The organism is Microbispora sp. NPDC046933 (assembly GCF_040644635.1).
Lineage (GTDB): Bacteria > Actinomycetota > Actinomycetes > Streptosporangiales > Streptosporangiaceae > Microbispora.
In genome coordinates this window covers 62,163-80,674 of sequence record NZ_JBEYWW010000003.1, presented here as the reverse complement: position 1 = coordinate 80,674, position 18,512 = coordinate 62,163, and the positions used below count along the sequence as shown (strand labels likewise).

Here is an 18,512-nt window from a genome sequence, read left to right as displayed (position 1 = left end):
TCCCTTCTCGGGTTCCGATCGGCGGTAGCGCGTGCCCGGGTTCTGTGTCTAAGATCGGGGCTGATGGAAATGATAACCATTTTCATACCATCGCGCTGGATGTCCGCCTCGGATGGCCGCATCGGCGAGAACCGCGCGAAACCCAGAGCACGACCCGAGGGGTATTCATCCGTGAGTGACGAGCAGTCCGTCATCGAGCACGCGCCGGACCATCCCGATTCGCCACCACCCACCGGAACGCCCGCGCTGGACGACCTGCGCGCCACGGTGGCCCACGCGCTGAAACTGCCCGCGGACGAGATCGGCGAGGAGCGCGACCTCTTCGAGATGGGTCTCGACTCCCTCACTCTGATGGGGCTCGTCGGCGCCTGGCGCCGCCGGGGCAGCGCCGTCACCTTCCAGGACCTGGCCGAGGAACCGACGCTCAGCGCCTGGGCGGCCCTGCTGGGGCGGGAAACGCAGCGGCGGGAGTCACCCGCTCCACCACTCGCTGCCGAGCCGGCCCACGAGGACGACGAGAACACGCCGTTCCCGCTGGCCACCATGCAGCACGCGTACTGGATCGGCCGGCAGGACGGTCAGCCCCTCGGCGGGGTCGCCGCTCACTTCTACGTCGAACTCGACGGCACGGGGGTCGACCCCGAACGGCTCGGCGTCGCCCTGCGGGCCCTGACCGAACGCCACGGCATGCTGCGGGCCCGGTTCGACGACGACGGCCGTCAGCGCGTCGGCGACGCCGCGGGCGGCCTCATCGTGCACGACCTGCGGGATCACGCACCGGACGACGTGGCGCGGACGCTGGAACGGCTGCGCGAGCAGCACACCCACCGGCGGCTCGACATCGCCGCCGGGCAGGTGTTCCAGGTCTCCCTGTGCCTGCTGCCCGGCGGGCGCACCCGGCTCCAACTGGACCTGGACATGATGGCCGGGGACGCCATGAGCCTGCGCGTCCTGCTCGCGGACCTGCGCCGGCTCTACGAGCGTCCCGGCGAGCCGCTGCCCGCCCTGACCCTCGACTACCGCCGATACCTCGCCGAACGCTCCAGGAGCCGGAGCGCGGAACGCGAGCGCGCCGCCCGATGGTGGCGGGACCGGCTTCCCGAGCTGCCGCGGGCGCCCCGGCTGCCGACGACCGTCGACCCGCTGCGGCCGGTGTCGGCCGCCGACTCCGCGCTCACCCACTCGCGGCGGCTGCACCACTGGCTCGGCCCCGACGCCAAGGCCGCGCTCCACGCCCGTGCGCGGGCGCGGGGCATCACCCCGGCCGCGGTGCTGGCCACCGCGTTCGCCGAGGTCATCGCCGCCTGGAGCGACAGCCAGCGCTTCCTGCTCAACCTCCCGCTGTTCGACCGGGAGATGTTCACACCCGACGTGGCCGGGCTCGTCGGCGACTTCAGCAGCTCCATCCTGCTCGACGCCGACATGCGTGCCGCGCTGCCCTTCGCCGAGCAGGCCCGGCGGCTCCAGGACGGCCTGCGCGAGGCGGTCTCCCACGGCGCGTACGGCGGCGTCGAGGTGCTGCGCGACCTGGCCCGCGCCGAGGGCGGCCCGGTGCTCGCGCCCGTCGTCTACACCAGCGCCATCGGCCTGGGCGAGATCTTCGCATCCGATGTGCAGGCGAGCTTCGGCCGCCCTGTCTGGATCATCTCCCAGGGACCTCAGGTGTTCCTCGACGCCCAGGTGACCGAGCTCGACGGCGGCCTCCTGCTCAACTGGGACGTCCGCGACGGCGTCCTCGCGCCCGGCGTGCCGGACGCCGCCTTCGACGCCTACCGCCGCCTGGTCACCGGCCTCGTCACCACCGACGAGGCCTGGCTGCGGCCGGTCGAACCGATGCCGGCCGCCGGCCTGCCGACGGTCCGCGCCGCCGCCGCGCTGCCCCCGGCTCCGCCGCCCGGCCACGCCGTGCACATCCCGTTCTTCCGGCTGGCCGACGAGCAGCCGGGCGCGACCGCCGTCGTACGGGAGGACGGATCCGCGGTGACCTACGGCGAGCTGGCCTCCTCGGCGCGCAAGCTGGCCGCCCTGTTGCGCCGCCACGGTGTGCGGGAGGGCGACATCGTGACGGTCACCCTTCCCAAGGGGGCCGACCAGGTCACCGCCGTCCTCGGCGTCCTTGCCGCGGGCGCCGCCTACGCACCCGTCGGCGTCGAGCAGCCGGCCGTCCGCCGCGCCCGCATCCACGAGGTGGCCGGCGCGTCCGTCGTCATCACCGACGACGCCCACGCGCACCTGTCGGCGGATGTGCCCGGGCTCACCGCCGTCCGGCTGGCCGACGCGGAGGCCGAGGCGCCCGCGGCCGTCGCGCATCCCGGACCGGACAGCCCCGCCTACCTGCTGTTCACCTCGGGGTCGACCGGCACGCCCAAGGGGGTGCTGGTCCCGCACCGTGCCATCGTCAACACCATCGAGGCGATGGGCGCCCAGTTCGGCGTCGGTCCCGGCGACAGCACGCTCGCGATCTCGGCCCTCGACTTCGACCTGGCGACGTACGACATCTTCGCCCCGCTGTCGGCCGGCGGGCGGGTGGTCGCCGTCGGCCAGGAACACCGGCGCGACGCCCATCACTGGGCGCACCTTGTCCGTGAGCACGGCGTCACCGTCATCCAGTGCGTGCCCGCGCTCCTGGACCTGCTGATGACGGCCGCCGCCGGCTCCGGGCTGGGCGACACGCCGCGCCTGGTCCTGCTCGGCGGCGACTGGGTCGGGCTCGACCAGCCGGCCCGCCTGCGGGCGCTCGTCCCCGGCTGCCGGTTCGTGGCGCTCGGGGGGGTGACCGAGGCGGCCGTGCACTCGACGGTCTTCGAAGTCACGCGGGTCGACCCCTCGTGGCGGTCCATCCCGTACGGCGTGCCGTTGCGCAACATGCGGGCCCGCGTCGTGGACGGACGCGGCCGGGACTGTCCCGACCACGTGCCGGGGGAGCTGTGGTTCGGCGGTCCCGGCGTCGCCACCGGCTACCGGGGCGATCCGGAGCGCACCGCGGACCGGTTCGTCGAGCACGACGGCGAACGCTGGTACCGCACGGGCGACCTGGCCCGTTACCGGCCCGACGGCGTGCTGGAGTTCCTCGGCCGCGCGGACCACCAGGTGAAGATCGGCGGGCACCGCATCGAGCTCGGCGAGGTCGAGTCGGCGATCGAGGGACACCCCGGCGTGCTGCACGCGGTGGCCGCCGTGGTGGAAACGCCCGCCCGCCGTCTCGCCGTCGCGGTGTCGCCGGTGCACGGTGTCACGCTGGACCCCGGCGCGCTGCGAGACCGGGCGGCGGAACGGCTGCCCGCCCACATGCTGCCCGATCGCATCCTGGTGCTGGACACGATGCCGCTCACCGGCAACGGCAAGCTCGATCGCGCGGCCGCGCAGCGGGCCCTGGACGCCGCCGCCCGGGAACACCCCGCACCCTCGGAGGAGCCGGCCGGACCGGTGGAGGCCGCGGTCGCCGAGGTGTGGCGCGAGCTCCTGGACGTCCCGCAGGTGGGGCGCGGCGACAGCTTCTTCGCCCTCGGCGGCGACTCGCTGGTCGCCACCCGCATGATCGGCCGCCTGCGCGTCGCCGGTTTCGCGGGGGCCCGCGTGGCCACGCTGTTCGCCAACCCGGTTCTCCGCGAGTTCTGCGCGCACCTGCGGGACGGGCACGAGCCCGACGACGCCGCGCGGGCGGTCATCACGCCCGATCCCCGTCACGCCCATGATCCGTTCCCGCTCACCGACGTGCAGGCCGCCTATCACACGGGACGTGACCCCGGGTTCGCCCTCGGTGGTGTGGGGACCTGGCACTACAGCGAGTTCGACGGCGCGGACGTCGATCTGGATCGGCTCGGCCGGGCCTGGCGAACCCTCGTCGCACGCCACGACATGCTGCGCGCCGTCATCGAGGACGGCATGCAGACCGTGCTGGAGACCGTGCCTCCGTTCGTGATCGAGTGCGAGGAAGCGGACGCGTCCGGAGCCGCCCGCGCCCTCGCCGCGCTGCGCGAGCGCATGTCCCATCAAGTGCGCGATCCGGCGCGATGGCCGCTGTTCGACGTCGCCGCCGTCCGATACCCCGGCCCCGAGGGGGAGGTCCGCACGCGCGTCGCCGTCGGCCTCGACTACCTCGTGCTGGACGCACTGTCCATCACGAACCTCTACGCCGAGCTCAACGCGCTCTACGCCGATCCCGGCGCCGAGCTGCCCCCCGTCGACCTGTCGTTCCGCGACTACCTCACCCAGCTCCCGGTCGATCCCGCGTCCGTGGAGCGGGCCCGATCCCACTGGGAGAGACGACTGGAGGAGCTGCCGCCCGCTCCCGCGCTGCCGTTCAGCCGGGATCCGGCGCACGGCGGCCCCGGGACGGCGATGGGAGGCACGGCGATGGGACCGCCCCGGTTCACCCGCAGGCAGCTGCGTCTCGACGCGGCGCGCTGGCGGCGCATCAGGGATCGGGCGGCGCGGCATGGCCTGACCCCCTCCACCGTCCTGCTCGCGGCGTACGGGGAGGTCCTCGCGACCTGGAGCGGCTCCGAGGCGGTCACCGTCACCCTCACGCTGTTCAACCGCCGCGACGTGCATCCGCACGTCCACCGCGTGCTCGGCGACTTCACGTCCCTGTCGCTGGCCGCCTACCACCGGGACGAGGGCGGCTGGCCGGCGGCGGCCTCCGCCCTCCAGCGGCGGCAGGCCGAGGACCTGGACCACCAGGACGTGCCGATCGCGTGGCTGCTGCGGGAGTTCGCCCGCCGCGCGGGCACCGTGGACGCCGCCGCGCCGGTGGTGTTCACCAGCGCGCTCGGCGTCGGCGACGCGGCACTCGCCGACCCCGCCAAGGGCTTCCCGGCGAAGGTGTGGGGAATCTCCCAGTCGCCCCAGGTCTGCCTGGACAACCAGGTCACCGAGGAGTGCGGCGAGCTGGTCGTCACGTGGGACGCCGTCGAGGAGCTGTTCAGCGAGGGCGTGCTGGACGCCATGTTCGCCGCCCACACGCGGCTGCTCCACCATCTGGCCGACGGCGACTGGGCGGCGGCCCTTCCCGACCTGCTCCCCGCGTCCCAGCGGGAACGGCGCGCCGCGGCGGCTCTGGAAGGGCAGGGCCGGCCCATCCCGCCGCGGCTGCTCCACGAGGCCTTCTTCGCGCACGCGACCGCGAAGCCGACACGGGTCGCCCTGGTCACCGCCGACGGCGCCACGACGTCGTACGGCGCGCTCGCGGACGGCGCGCTGCGCGTCGCCGCCGCCCTCCGCTCGCACGGCGTGCGCGACGGCGACCTCGTCGCCGTCGCCCTCCCCAAGGGGCCCGGCCAGGTCATGGCGGTGCTGGGCGTCCTCGCGGCCGGAGCGGCCTACGTCCCGATCGGCCTCGACCAGCCCGCGGAGCGGCGCGACAGGATGCGGGCCGCCGCGGGGATCCGCCTCACGATCGGGCCGGCCTCGGCCGGGGAAGCCGCGTCGCGGACCGCCGGGCACCGGGTGCTCTCCCTGGGGGAGGCACTGGAGCATCGTCCCCTGGACGGGCCCGTGCGACCGCCGGTCGGCGCGATCGCCTACGTGATCTTCACGTCCGGCTCGACCGGCGAGCCCAAGGGAGTGCGGATCACGCACGCCGCCGCCTGGAACACCGTCTTCGACGTCAACGCGCGCCACGCCGTCGGCCCCGCCGACCGGGTGTTCGCGCTGTCCGCGCTCGACTTCGACCTGTCGGTCTACGACGTGTTCGGCCTGCTGTCGGCGGGCGGCTCCCTGCTGATCCCCGGCGACGACCTGCGGCGCGAACCCGCGAAGTGGCCCGACCTCGCGCGCCGGCATGGCGTAACGGTATGGAACACGGTGCCGGCGCTCCTCGACCTCCTCCTGGAGGCCGAGGAGCACGCCCCCACCGAGGCGCTGCTCGGCCTGCGGGTCGCGCTGATCTCCGGCGACTGGATCGGCCTCGACCTGCCGGGGAGGCTGCGCGAGCGGGCACCCCGGTGCCGGTTCGTCGCGATGGGAGGCGCGACCGAGGCGTCCATCTGGTCCAACACCTTCACCGTGGAGGAGGTGGACCCGAGCTGGGCGTCCATCCCGTACGGGCGCCCGCTGACAGGGCAGCGTTACCGGGTCGTCGACGGGGGCGGCCGCGACTGCCCCGACTGGACGGCAGGGGAACTCTGGATCGGCGGCGCCGGGCTCGCCGACGGATATCAGGGCGACCCACGGCGAACGGCGGAGAAGTTCGTCGTGCGGGACGGGGAGCGCTGGTATCGCACGGGAGACCTCGGCCGTTATCGCCCGGACGGGCTCATCGAGTTCCTCGGCCGGATGGACACCCAGCTGAAGATCGCCGGGCATCGGATCGAGGCCGGCGAGGTCGAGGCGGTCGCCGAAGCCCACCCGGACGTCTCGCGTGCCGCCGTGGTGGCCGTGGGGGAGCGCACCGCCCGGAGGATGGTCGCCTTCGCCGTCGTCCGCGACGACGCGGACGGTGCTCAGGACCGGCACGGCTCAGCCGCCCTCGCCGACCGGCTGCACGCCTGGTTCGGCGAGCACCTGCCCGCCTACGCCGTCCCTTCCCAGGTGCTGACGCTGTCCGCCCTGCCGCTGACGGCCAACGGCAAGGTCGACCGCAACGCCCTGACCGCCCTGGCCGTGCAGGAGACGCGGTCCACCGGTGCCGAACCACCCCAAGGAGAGGTCGAAACCGTTCTGGCCGAGCTGTGGGAGGCCCGGCTGCCCGGCGCGGCACGCGACCGGAACGCCAACTTCTTCACCATCGGCGGGGACAGCCTGTCCGCGATCCGCCTTCTCGCCGCGGTGGAACGGCGGTTCGGAGCCGGCGTCCCGATCCGCAGGTTCCTCGCGGCACCGACCATCGCCGCCCTGGGCGCCGAGATCACCAAGACCGTGGCCGCCGGCGCGGCCGAGACCGAAAGCGGGGAGCTGTGACCATCACCGAGCTGCTGGCCCGGTACGCACGTGACGGCGTCGACCTGTGGGCGCAGGACGGCCGACTGCGGTTCCGTGCGCCGAAGGGTTACCTGACGGAGGAACGGCGCGCGGAGCTGCGCTCGCACAAGGACGCGATCCTCCGCCACCTGGCCGAGACGGAGGAAGCCGCCACGCTTCGCCACGACGAGGCGGCGCGCCACGACCCCTTCCCCCTGACCGGCGTCCAGGCCGCCTACCTGATCGGCCGGGCCGACGCCTACGCGTACGGCGGCGTCGCCTGCCACGCCTACGTCGAGCTGGATTACCCCGAACTCGACGAGGAGCGGGTCGCCGCGGTCTGGCGGAGCCTCATCGCACGACACGACATGCTGCGCGCGGTCGTCCACACCGACGGCTACCAGCGGGTCCTGCCCGAGGTGCCCGACCTGGTCGTCACCACCACGCACACGGCCGGCGCCGTGCAGGCCGAGGCGGCCCGCAGGCAGACCCGTGCCAGGATGTCGACGCGCCGGAGCCCGGCCGACCGGTGGCCGCTGTTCGACGTCCACGTCACGCGCGGGCCCGACGGGGCGGTCCTGCACCTGTCGTTCGACATGCTCGCCGTCGACCACGCCAGTGTGCGGATCCTCCTCGCCGAGTTCCACGCCCTGTACGAGGGGAGCGCCGGCGAGCCGGCGCCGCTCGCCGTGACCTTCCGCGACGTGGTGCTCGCCCGGCGGGCCCTCGCCGACACCCCCGCGTACGCCCGGGACCGGGAGTACTGGACCGGACGGCTGGAGTCTCTCCCGGCCGCTCCGGAACTGCCGCTCGCCGAGCCCTGGGCCGCCGACCGGCCTGCGGACGGCACTGTCCGGTTCCGCCGCCTGGAACGGCAGCTGCCCGCGGCCGCCCGGGAACGCCTGATCCGGCGCGCCGCCGAGCACGGCCTGACCCTGCCGGCGGTGCTCCTCACCGCGTACGCCGAAGTCGTCGGCCGGTGGTCGCGAGGCACCCGGTTCACCCTCAACGTGCCGACGGTCGACCGCCCGCCGCTGCACGAGGACATCGACCGGCTCGTCGGCGACTTCACCACGCTCGAACTGCTCGAAGTGGACCTGACCGAGCCCGTCGCCTTCGCCGAGCGGGTGCGGGCCGTCGGCGCCCGCCTGCTCGAAGACCTGGAGCACACCCTGTTCACCGGGTCCGAGGTGCTGGCCGAGCTGTCCCGCCGGGCCGGTGCGCCGGTGCTGATGCCGGTCGTGTTCACCAGTGCCCTCGGGGCGGCCGAACCGGCCGGGAAGCCGCCGGAGGTCTCCTACGCGGTCACCCAGACCCCCCAGGTGTGGCTGGACTGCCAGGTCATGGAGCGGGGCGACGCCCTCGTCCTGTCCTGGGACGTCCGCGACGGCGTCCTGCCCGCCGGTCTCGCGGACGACATGTTCGGGAGCTACGCCGCCCTGGTGGAGCTCCTGGCCGCCGAAGGCGGCGAGGCGGCCGCCGCGTGGCACGCCCCGGCCCGCGTCGAGCTGCCCCCGGCCCAGGTCGCCCGGCGGGCCGAGGTGAACGCCACCGGCGGTCCGCTGCCGGACGCGCTGCTCCACGAGGCCTTCCTCGCCCGGGCGGTGGCCGCCCCCGGCGCGACCGCGGTGGAGACGCCGGACCGCACGCTGACCTACGGCCAGCTCCTCGGGCGGGCGGCGGTGGTCGCGGACCAGCTGGCCGCGGCGGGCCTGCGCCCCGCCGAACCGGTGGCCGTGTGGATGGACAAGGGCTGGGAACAGATCGTCGCCGTGCTCGGCACCCTGCTGGCGGGCGGCGCCTACCTGCCCGTCGACACCGCGCAGCCCGCGGCCCGCCGCGACACCATCCTCGCCGACGCCGCCGTGCGGATCGTGCTCACCCAGTCGTGGCTGGCCGAGCTCGGCGACCTGCCCGACGGCCTGTCGGCCGTCGTCGTGGACGGGCTGCCGGAAGGCGCCCTGTCCGACACGGCGCCCGTACGCCGCGTGGCACCCGACGACCTCGCCTACGTCATCTACACCTCCGGCTCCACGGGCACGCCGAAGGGGGTGATGATCAGTCACCGGGCCGCGCTGAACACCGTGGAGGACATCAACCGCCGCTACGGCGTCACCGCCGCAGACCGCGTGCTCGGCATCGCCGGTCTCGGCTTCGACCTGTCGGTCTACGACATCTTCGGCCCGCTGTCGGCCGGGGGCGTCCTCGTGCTGCCCGGCGCGGCACGCCGCGGCGACCCGTCCCACTGGGCGGAGCTCATTCGCGACCGGGGCGTCACGGTATGGAACTCGGTCCCCGGCCAGATGCAGATGCTCTGCGACTGGCTGCGCTCCGAGCCCCCGGGCGACGGCCGGACGCTGCGCCTGGCCATGCTGTCGGGAGACTGGATCCCGGTGACCCTGCCCGACGAGGCGCGCGCGCTCCTGCCCGGCCTGCGGGTCGTCTCCCTCGGAGGGGCCACCGAAGGCTCCATCTGGTCGATCGCCCACCCGATCGGCGAGGTGGACACCGCCAGGCCCAGCATCCCGTACGGCACCCCCCTGACGAACCAGTACTTCGCGGTGCTCGACCACGCCATGCGGCCCCGGCCCGACTGGGTCACCGGGGAGCTGTACATCGGCGGCGCCGGTGTGGCCATGGGCTACCTCAACGACGACGCCCGTACGGCCGAGCGCTTCGTCACCGACCCGGCCGACGGCGCGCGGATCTACCGCACCGGCGACCTGGGACGTTACCTTCCGGACGGGACCATCGAGTTCCTGGGCCGCGAGGACGCCCAGGTGAAGATCCGCGGCTACCGGATCGAGCTGGCCGAGGTGGAGGCGGCCGTGCAGGCGCACCCGGCGGTCGCCGCCGGGGCGGTCGTCGTCGACGACTCGGCCGCCGGTGGACGCCGCCTGGCGGCGTTCGTCGAGACCGCACGCCGCGAGCCCGGCCGCTCCGGATCCCGGGCCGCCGCCCGCGTTCACGAGGCCGCGGCCGACGCCGTACGGCGCGCCTCCGCGGAGGTCGACGCCGAACGACTCGCCGCCTTCCTCGACGCGCTCGACGAGGTGGCGCTGTCGGTGATGACCCGGGTGCTCACCGGGGCCGGGCTGTTCGCCGGCGGCGCCGCGCACACGGGCGACGAGGTGTGTGCGGCTCTGCGCGCCACCCCCCGCCACCGGCACATCGTGCGCCGCTGGCTGCGCGTGCTCGCCGCCCGGGACCGCCTGACGTTCGACGCCGGCACCTTCGGCCTGTCACGCGCCGCCTCGGCGGAGGAGCTGGACGAGGCCTGGCGGCGGGCGGCCGACCTGGAACGCGAGGTGGGCTGGAGCACCGAGCTGCTCGACGTGATGCGGACCTGCGCCGATCGGCTGGCCGAGCTGGTGGCCGGCGACGTCGACATCCGCACGCTGCTGTTCCCCGGCGCGGGCACGGACGCGGCCGACGCGGCCTACCGCGACAACCTGGCCATCAGGCACCTCAACCGGGCCGTCGTGGCCGCCGTCCGGGAGATCGCCGCAGGCCACGCGGGGGAGGAGCGGCTGCGCGTCCTGGAGGTGGGCGGCGGCGTCGGCGGCACGACCGGCGAGCTCGTGCCCGCCCTCGCGGAGTTCGGCGTCGACTACCTGTTCACCGACTCCTCGGCGTTCTTCCTCGGCGAGGCCCGGGAACGGTTCGCCGACCACCCCTGGGTGCGCTACGAACGCTTCGACGTCGACGAGGACATCCGCGAACAGGGATTCGCGCCGAACTCCTTCGACGTCGTGGTGTGCGCCAACACCCTGCACGCGGCATCCGACGCCGAGACGGCGATGTCGCGGCTGCGTGAGCTGCTGGTGCCCGGAGGGCATCTGGTGTTCGTCGAGAACACCAAGGACGACCACGCGCCGCTGCTGGTGTCCATGGAGTTCCTGGAGGTCGCCGGGCGCACCTGGATGGACCTCCGCGAGCACACCGGCCAGTCCTTCCTCACCGCCTCGCAGTGGAGGGATGTGCTGGCCCGCCACGGCGCCGCGGACGTCGTCTCGCTCCCGGAGCCGGGCGACCCGCTGGCCGCGACGGGCCAGGAGCTGTTCCTGGCCCGGATGAAGACCGACCGCGTCCACACGACCGCCGGAGAACTCGCCCGCGGCGCGTCGACCCGGTTGCCCGAGTACATGGTCCCCTCGGTGTGGCAGATCGTCGACGCGCTTCCCCGCACCGCCAACGGCAAGACCGACCGGGCCCTGCTGCGCTCCTGGCTGCCCCGCGACACCACTCAGGCCGCTCCGCCCGCCGGCGACCGGCCGATGGACGAGCTGGAGAGCAGGCTCGCCGAGCTGTGGGCGGAGCTGCTCGTGGCGGAGCACGTCGGCCGCACCGACGACTTCTTCGCACTGGGCGGCGACTCCCTGCTCGTCGCCCGCATGGTCGGCCGGCTGCGGGAGCGGATCCCCCGGGCAGCCGATCTGGAGTGGGAGCTCGTGCTCCGCCACATGCTGCGACAGCCCACGGTGGCCGGGCTCGCCGCGTTCCTGCGCGGCCTGACCGGCGAATCCCCCGCCGCCGGGTCCGAGGGACCGCGCGACCCCGTCATCCACCTGCACGGCGCCCGCTCGGCCGACGAACCCACCACGGTCCTGGTCCACGCGGGCACCGGGACGATCATGCCGTACCGGGCGCTGATCACCGAGATCAGGCGCCGCTCCCCGGGCGTCGCGAACGTCGTGGGTGTGGAGGTGCCCGAGCTCGACGGCTACCTGGCCGCCTCGCCCGAAGGGCTCATCGAGCGGCTCGCCGCCGGCTACGCCCGCGCGCTCAAGGCGTCCGGCGGCAGCCGCTTCCACGTCGTCGGCTACTGCCTCGGCGGCCTGATCGCGACCGAGGTCGCCCGCAACCTGGCCGAGTCGGGCGCGCAGGTGGAGACCCTGACGGTGATCAGCAGCCACAGCCCCCGGTTCCGCCTCGACGACGAGCTGCTGTCGGAGTACGCGTTCGCCGTCATGATGGGCATCGACCCGGCCGACCTCGGTTTCCCCGGCGACCAGTACCGGGTGGCCGCCGCCGCGGACGCCGTGCTCGCCGACAGCCCCGGTGTCCTGCCCGACGGCGGGCTCGCATCCCTCACCGGTGAGCTCTCCGACGTCGCCGAGCGGTTCCGCGCTCTCGCCGAGGTGCCGCGCGCCACCCGCATCGCCCGGATGTGCGAAGCGGTGCCCGCGTCCGCCGGGAACTACGAGCCGGACCACATGACCCGGCTGTTCTCCGCCTTCCGCCAGAGCGTCTTCGCCATCACCCGCTACAACGCCGAGCCGTACGCGGGCGACATCACCTTCCTCCGGCACGACGGGGCCTATCCCTTCCCCGGCAGCAAGGCCGCCGTCACCGAGTACTGGGAAGAGCTGACGCTCGGCGACCTGGAGATCGTCGACATCGGCGGCGACCACTTCAGCTGCCTGTCGGTCGAACACGCCCCCGCGATCCTGAAGATCCTCGGCGAGCTGACCGGCGGGGCGGTGCTCCGATGACGGGGCAGCGTGTCGTAGGGGTGCTGGGCGCCTCCGGGGCGGTGGGCCGGGCCGCCGTGCGCGAGCTCCGGGACCTCGGCCACACCACGCTGCGTCTCGGCGGCCGCCGCGTGGACGCGCTGCGGGAGGTGAACGACCACGACGGCCCCGCCGGCGACATCGTGTGCGACATCGTGCGGACGGATCTGGACGACCCCCGGAGCCTGGCCGCCTTCGCCGAAGGATGCGACGTCCTGCTCAACTGCGCGGGCCCGACCTACCGGCTGAGGGCCACGGTGGCCTCCGCGGCGCTGGCCGCCGGAGCGCACTGCGTCGACGTCGCCGGGGACGACCCCGCGGCGGAGGACCTCCTCGCCGCGGGCGACCCCGCCGGGGACGGAAGGACCGTGGTCCTGTCCGCGGGGGCGCTGCCCGGATTGTCGGCCATCCTGCCCCGATGGCTCGCCCGGCAGGGCTTCGACAGCGTGTCCGGGCTGGTCGCCTACTGCGGCGGGCTGGAGCCCTGCTCCCCGACCGTGGCCGTGGACCTGATGCTCTCCCTCACCGCCGGAGGCGCGCACGGCGCCGCCTACGGTGAGGCGCTGGCGGCCATCCGCGGGGGCCGGCGGGTCTCGCGGGCCCTGCGGGCCGTCGAGGACACCGTGCTCGGCGGTTTTCCCGGCCGCGTGGCCGTACAGCCGTATCTCAGCGGCGAGACCGAGCGCCTCGCCACGCGTCTCGGGCTGGCCCGGGTCGACTGGTTCAACGTCCACCCGGGCCCCCAGGTCCACGCCGTGCTCAACCTGCTGCCCGCCCGCCTGGCCGCGGGCGCGGGGCTCGACGAGCTGGCCGACCGGCTCATCCTCGCGGCCGATCTCGACCTCGCCGGGCGCACGCCCTTCTACGTGCTCGACTTCCGCATGACCGGGACCGAGGCGGGCGGACCGGCGCAGCGCCGCCTGACCGTGCGCACCGGGAGCAGTTACCGGCTCACGGCGGCCGTGGGGGCGCTGGCGGTGGACGCGGTGGCGCGCGGAATCGTGCCACCCGGTGTGCACTTCGCCTCCGACGTGCTCGACCCCGAGGCCGTCGTCGCCCGGCTCCGCGGCGGCGTCGCCGAGCGGTTCGAGCTGTCCTCCGGTGCCTTCCAGGGGGAACGCGCCGGCGCCCTGGCCGAGGAGGGCGTGCTGTGAGCCGGGCCCTGCGAGCGGTCGTGTGCGGCACCAACTTCGGCCGCTTCTACGCCGAGGCCGTCCTGCGCCATCCCGGCTACGTCCTCGCCGGGATCGTCAGCCGCGGATCGGCCGCCTCCCGCGACCACGCACGCCGTCTCGGGGTGCCGCACTACACCCATGTCGACGAGCTGCCGGACGACGTGGACGTCGCGTGCGTGGTGGTCGGCTCGTCGATCTCGGGCGGAGCCGGCACCGAGATGGCGATGTCCCTGATCGGGCGCGGCATCCACGTCCTGCAGGAGCATCCCGTCCATCTCGCCGAGATGACGGCGTGCCTGAAGCTCGCCCGCCGGTACGGGGTGCAGTACCGCGTCAACACGCACTACCCGCACGTGGAACCGGTGCGCGCGTTCACCGAGGCCGCCCGCAGGCTCGCCGGCAGGCAGCGGCCCCTGTTCGTGGACGCCGCCACCCCCGTCCACCTGATGCAGCCGATGACGGACATCCTCGGCCGGGCGCTCGGCTCGCTGCGGCCGTGGGGGTTCGCCGACCCGCCGGTCGTACCCGACCGGCTCGGCCCGCAGCCGTTCCGCACCGTGCAGGGCACGCTCGGCGGCGTGCCTGTGACGCTGCGCGTGCACCACCAGATGGATCCGGCGGACCGGGACAACCACGCCCTGCACTGGCATCGGGTCTCCATCGGCACCGAAGGAGGAGTGCTCACACTCGCCGACACCCACGGACCCCTGCTGTGGAGCCCCCGGTTGCATGTCGCACGGGACGCCGACCACCGGTTCGTGCTCGACGCACCCGACGCCGGGCACCTCGACCTCACCACGACCTCGGTGATCGGGCATACCGGGACGTTCCGCGACGTGTTCGCGCAGCTGTGGCCGCAGGCCATCGGCCGCGCCCTCGACGGATTCAGGGACGCGGTGGCCGAAGGGCGGGACGCGCTGGGCGCCGCGCAGTACGACCTCGCGGTGTGCCGCATCTGGTCGGACCTGGCCGCGCGGCTCGGGCCGCCCGACGTCGTCCGCCCGCCCGCGCCCCGCCCCCTTCCCGCCGGGGAGCTGTTCCCCGATACCCCGCCGAGCGGCCGGGCACCCGCCTCGTCAGGATCGACGCGGCCGGCGGACGGCGATCCGAGCGGCCGGGCACCCGCCTCGTCAGGATCGACGCGGCCGGCGGACGGCGACACGCCGGCCCCCTACACGCCGTCCGCCGAGTTCTTCGACCTCGTGGCCGCCGAGCACACCGCCACCGCGAGCGCGGCGGCCGTCGCGGACGCGCTGTCCGGCGTGGACCCGTCGGACGGGCCGGTCGTCGACATCGGCGCCGGCACCGGCCTGGTCACCGAGGCCGTCGCCCGGGCCCTGCCCGGCGTGGAGATCCTCGCCTGCGAGCCGGCCGTCGCCATGAGAGCCGTGCTCACCAGCCGCGTCTTCAGCGACCCGTACCTGCGCTCCCGGGTGACGATCAGCGCGGACGCGGCCCCCGAGCTGGAGCTCCCCGACCGGATCGGCGCCGTCCTGCTGTGCGGCGTGCTCGGCCACCTGGACGCCGATCAGCGCCGACGGCTCTGGGAGCGGATCCTGCCCCGGCTGTCCCCCTCCGGAGTCGTGGTCGTCGAACTCATGGGAGTGGACCACCCCCTGGTCCTCCCCGAGACCCGGCTGGCCACCGCCAGGGCCGGACACCACCGCTACGAATGGTGGTTCTCGGGCGCACCCGACGACGCCGGCGCCACGAGGATGCGGCTGCACAGCACCTGGCGGGTGTACCGCCACCACGACCACCGGGACCACGACCACCGGGACCACGACCACCGGGACCACGACCACCGGGACCACGACCACCGGGACCACGACCACCGGGACCACGACGAACGGCCCCTGCGCGAGGTGCACGACTCCTACCACTGGATCCCCTTCGGGCTGGGTCAGGTCGCCGCCGAGTCCGGGCTCCACGCGCGACCCCTGTCCACCCGGCCCGGTGCGCCGCCGCTCGCGGTGCTCACCCGCGCGCCGGCCACGACCCCCCGATGACCCTCCCGCCTGTCTAGGACACAAAGGACGACCCCATGAGCACGACCATCCCTTCCGGCCCTTCCGGTCCTTCCGGCGCGGGAGACCACGCGGACTCCGCACCCCGTACGGCCCGGCCCCGCGACTTCCCCATGCGGCGGGGCTGCCCCTTCGCTCCGCCCGAGGACTACGCACGCCTGCGCGCCGAGGAGCCCGTCGCCCGGGTCACCCTGCCCACGGGACGCGAGGCCTGGGTGGTCTCCCGCTACGAGGACGTGCGGGAACTTCTGGCGGATCCCCGCATCAGCGCCGACATCCGCCGCGCCGGCTTTCCCGCGCTCGGCGAGGGCGAACAGGAGGTCGGGGCGCGGCTGCGGCCCTTCATCCGCACCGACGCCCCGGAGCACACGCGCTACCGCCGGATGCTGCTCCCCGAATTCACCGTGCGCAAGACCCGCGCCATGCGGCCCGCCGTCCAGGCCATCGTGGACGACCTCATCGACGCCATGCTCGCGTCGGGGGGACCCGTCGACTTCGTGCCCGCCTACGCCAACGCCGTCTCCACCTCGGTCATCTGCGAGCTGCTGGGCATCCCCAGGGAGAACCTCGAGTTCTTCCGCGACGTCACCCGCGTCTCCGGCTCCCGCGCCAGCACCGCCGAGCAGGTCGCGGAGGCGCTCGGCGGCCTGTTCACACTGATCTCCGGCCTGGTGGCGCAGCGCCGGGAACAGCCCCGCGACGACCTGCTGTCCAAGCTCGTCGCCGACCACCTGCAGACCGGTGACATCACCCTGGACGAGCTGCTGTCCACCGTCGGCATCACCATCAACGCCGGGCGCGAGACCAGCACGAACATGCTGGCCTTGAGCGCGCTGCTGCTCATCCGGCACCCCGAGCTGGCGCGGGAACTGCGTGCCGATCCCTCCCTCATGCCGGCCGCCGTCGACGAGCTCCTGAGGGTGCTGTCGATCGCCGACTCCATCCCGCTGCGGGTCGCCGCCCAGGACATCGAGATCTCCGGCCACGTCATCCCCGCCGACGACGGCGTCATCGGCCTGCTCGCCGGGGCCAACCACGACCCCGAGCGGTTCCCCGACCCCGGCCGCGTCGACTTCCACCGCCCGGACAACCACCACGTCGCCTTCGGCTACGGGGTGCACCAGTGCATCGGCCAGCACCTGGCCAGGCTGGAGATGGAAGTCGCCCTGGAGACGCTGATCCGCCGTATTCCGACGCTCCGCCTGGCGGTGCCGTACGAGGAGGTCGAGTTCAAGCACGAGTCGGCGACGTTCGGCGTCGAACGGATGCCGGTGACGTGGTGAACGCGTGGGTCTCCCGGGAAGACCGGGGCGCACGACCGGGCGCGGGGCGGCTCGGGCCATGGCTCCGGTGCTGGAGCCCCCGCCCCGCCGCCCGTCTGCACCTGGTCTGCCTTCCGCACGCCGGAGGCGGCGCCGGCTCCTACCGGCCGTGGGCGGCACTGCTTCCGCCGCAGGTCGAGCTCCTCGTCGTTCAGTACCCGGGCCGGGAGGACCGCTTCGACGACCCCATGGTGGACGACATGGCGGATCTGGTCGCGGGGATCGCCGACGACCTGCGGCCGGTTCTCGACCGCCCATACGCGCTGTTCGGCCACAGCATGGGCTCGGCCGTCGGCTGGGAGCTGGCCTTGGAGCTGCGCCGGCGGGGGGCTCCCGAGCCGCGCCGGCTGTTCGCCTCGGGCCGCGCGGCTCCGGGGACCGCGCCCACGGGCGAGGTCCACCGGCAGCCGGACGAGGCCCTCCGCAGGGAACTCGAGCGGCTCGGCGGCACCACGGGGGAGGTGCTGGCCGATCCCGGTCTGCGCGCGGTGGTGCTCGCGTGCGTGCGGGGCGACTACCGCCTCATCGAGACCTACCGTCCTGGGCGCCACGCTCCGCTGCACTGCCCGATCGACGTGTTCACCGGGGACGCGGACCCGGAGCTGCCGCTCGAGACGGTGAACGAGCGGGCCGGAGGGTGGGCGGACCTGACCACCGCGGGCACCGAGACGCACGTGTTCCCGGGGGACCACTTCTACCTCAACCGCCGGAGACGAGAGGTGGTCGCGTCGGTCCTGCGCCGGCTGGACCCGTCGCTCGCACCGAACGGTCAGACCTGGCCGAGCACCCCCTGACCACCGGCCACGACCAGGAGTAATCATGATCGACTACTACTCGCCGTCCGCCGAGTTCTACGAGATGGTCGCGACCCGCCACACGGCCAGCAGCGGGCCGCCCCTCACCCGGGTGCTCGCCGACGTCGACGTCTCGCACGGGCCCGTGCTGGAGATCGGCGCCGGCACCGGCCGGATCACCGAGGTCATCGCCTCCGCGCTGCCCGAGGCGGACATCGTCGCCGCCGAGCCGTCCGCCACCATGCGCGCCGTGCTCACCTCGCGGATCGCGCGCGATGCGGACCTGCGCCGCCGTGTCACCGTCGTCGACGGCTCGGCGCAGGACCTGGAACTGCCCGATCGGCTCTCGGCGGTTGTGATCTTCGGGGTGGCGGGGCACCTCACCCCCGCCGAGCGGGGCTCGCTGTGGCGGCGGCTGTCCGAGAGGCTGCCCGACGGCGGCCTCATCGTCGTCGAGCTCATGGGCGTGTCCTCGCCGCGTGTCATCCCGCCCGTGATGTCCCTGCGGGAGACCATCGGCCGCCAGACCTACGAGTGGTGGATCGGCGGCGAGCCCGCGCACGGCGACGCCATGCGCTTCACCACCACCTGGAAGGTGCTCCGGGACGGCCGGACCGTACGCGAGGTCGCCGACGACTACATCTGGCACACCTTCGACGTCGCCCGTCTCGCCCGTGAGGCCGGGATGACCAGCCGCCGCGTCACCGAGGCGGCCGGGCAGGCCATTCCCGAGATCGGAGTTCTCGTCAAGTGATGCGAAAGCCCTCACATCAGCCCTCAC

At 74.1% G+C, this 18,512-nt stretch carries 7 protein-coding genes; all 7 read left to right on the top strand.

Annotation, left to right across the window (positions count from 1 at the left end; genetic code table 11):
* Window positions 1–171: 171 nt before the first annotated feature.
* From ABZ857_RS04855 to ABZ857_RS04825, 7 genes are read left to right on the top strand one after another with little or no spacing between them, the layout of a single operon-like run.
* Entirely contained in the window at window positions 172–6,900 is a 6,729-nt protein-coding gene (locus tag ABZ857_RS04855) for an amino acid adenylation domain-containing protein (protein ID WP_357037586.1), read from the top strand.
* The gene (locus ABZ857_RS04850) at window positions 6,897–12,395 is read left to right on the top strand and encodes an amino acid adenylation domain-containing protein (protein WP_357037583.1); all 5,499 of its coding nucleotides are present in this window, start codon (window positions 6,897–6,899) and stop codon (window positions 12,393–12,395) included. The genes ABZ857_RS04855 and ABZ857_RS04850 overlap by 4 nt, the downstream gene beginning before the upstream one ends.
* Window positions 12,392–13,567 (top strand): saccharopine dehydrogenase NADP-binding domain-containing protein, encoded by a 1,176-nt coding sequence (locus tag ABZ857_RS04845; protein WP_357037580.1) that lies wholly within the window; start codon window positions 12,392–12,394, stop codon window positions 13,565–13,567. The genes ABZ857_RS04850 and ABZ857_RS04845 overlap by 4 nt, the downstream gene beginning before the upstream one ends.
* Window positions 13,564–15,597, top strand: a complete 2,034-nt coding sequence (locus tag ABZ857_RS04840; RefSeq protein WP_357037578.1) for a bifunctional Gfo/Idh/MocA family oxidoreductase/class I SAM-dependent methyltransferase — start codon at window positions 13,564–13,566, stop codon at window positions 15,595–15,597. Before ABZ857_RS04845 ends, ABZ857_RS04840 begins: the two co-directional genes overlap by 4 nt.
* Before the next feature lie 35 nt (window positions 15,598–15,632).
* Window positions 15,633–16,898: a cytochrome P450 gene (locus ABZ857_RS04835; protein ID WP_357037576.1), complete on the top strand. Its 1,266-nt coding sequence runs from the start codon at window positions 15,633–15,635 to the stop codon at window positions 16,896–16,898.
* Complete coding sequence (locus tag ABZ857_RS04830) at window positions 16,892–17,731, top strand: thioesterase domain-containing protein (RefSeq protein WP_357037572.1); 840 nt, start codon at window positions 16,892–16,894, stop codon at window positions 17,729–17,731. Before ABZ857_RS04835 ends, ABZ857_RS04830 begins: the two co-directional genes overlap by 7 nt.
* A 25-nt stretch (window positions 17,732–17,756) precedes the next feature.
* Complete coding sequence (locus ABZ857_RS04825; protein ID WP_357037569.1) at window positions 17,757–18,485, top strand: class I SAM-dependent methyltransferase; 729 nt, start codon at window positions 17,757–17,759, stop codon at window positions 18,483–18,485.
* Window positions 18,486–18,512 lie beyond the last annotated feature (27 nt).

Coding starts and splice junctions, on each gene's coding strand:
- ABZ857_RS04845 (WP_357037580.1), top strand. CDS start 12,392: ATGACGGGGCAGCGTGTCGTAGGGGTGCTGGGCGCCTCCGGGGCGGTG.
- ABZ857_RS04835 (WP_357037576.1), top strand. CDS start 15,633: ATGAGCACGACCATCCCTTCCGGCCCTTCCGGTCCTTCCGGCGCGGGA.
- ABZ857_RS04825 (WP_357037569.1), top strand. CDS start 17,757: ATGATCGACTACTACTCGCCGTCCGCCGAGTTCTACGAGATGGTCGCG.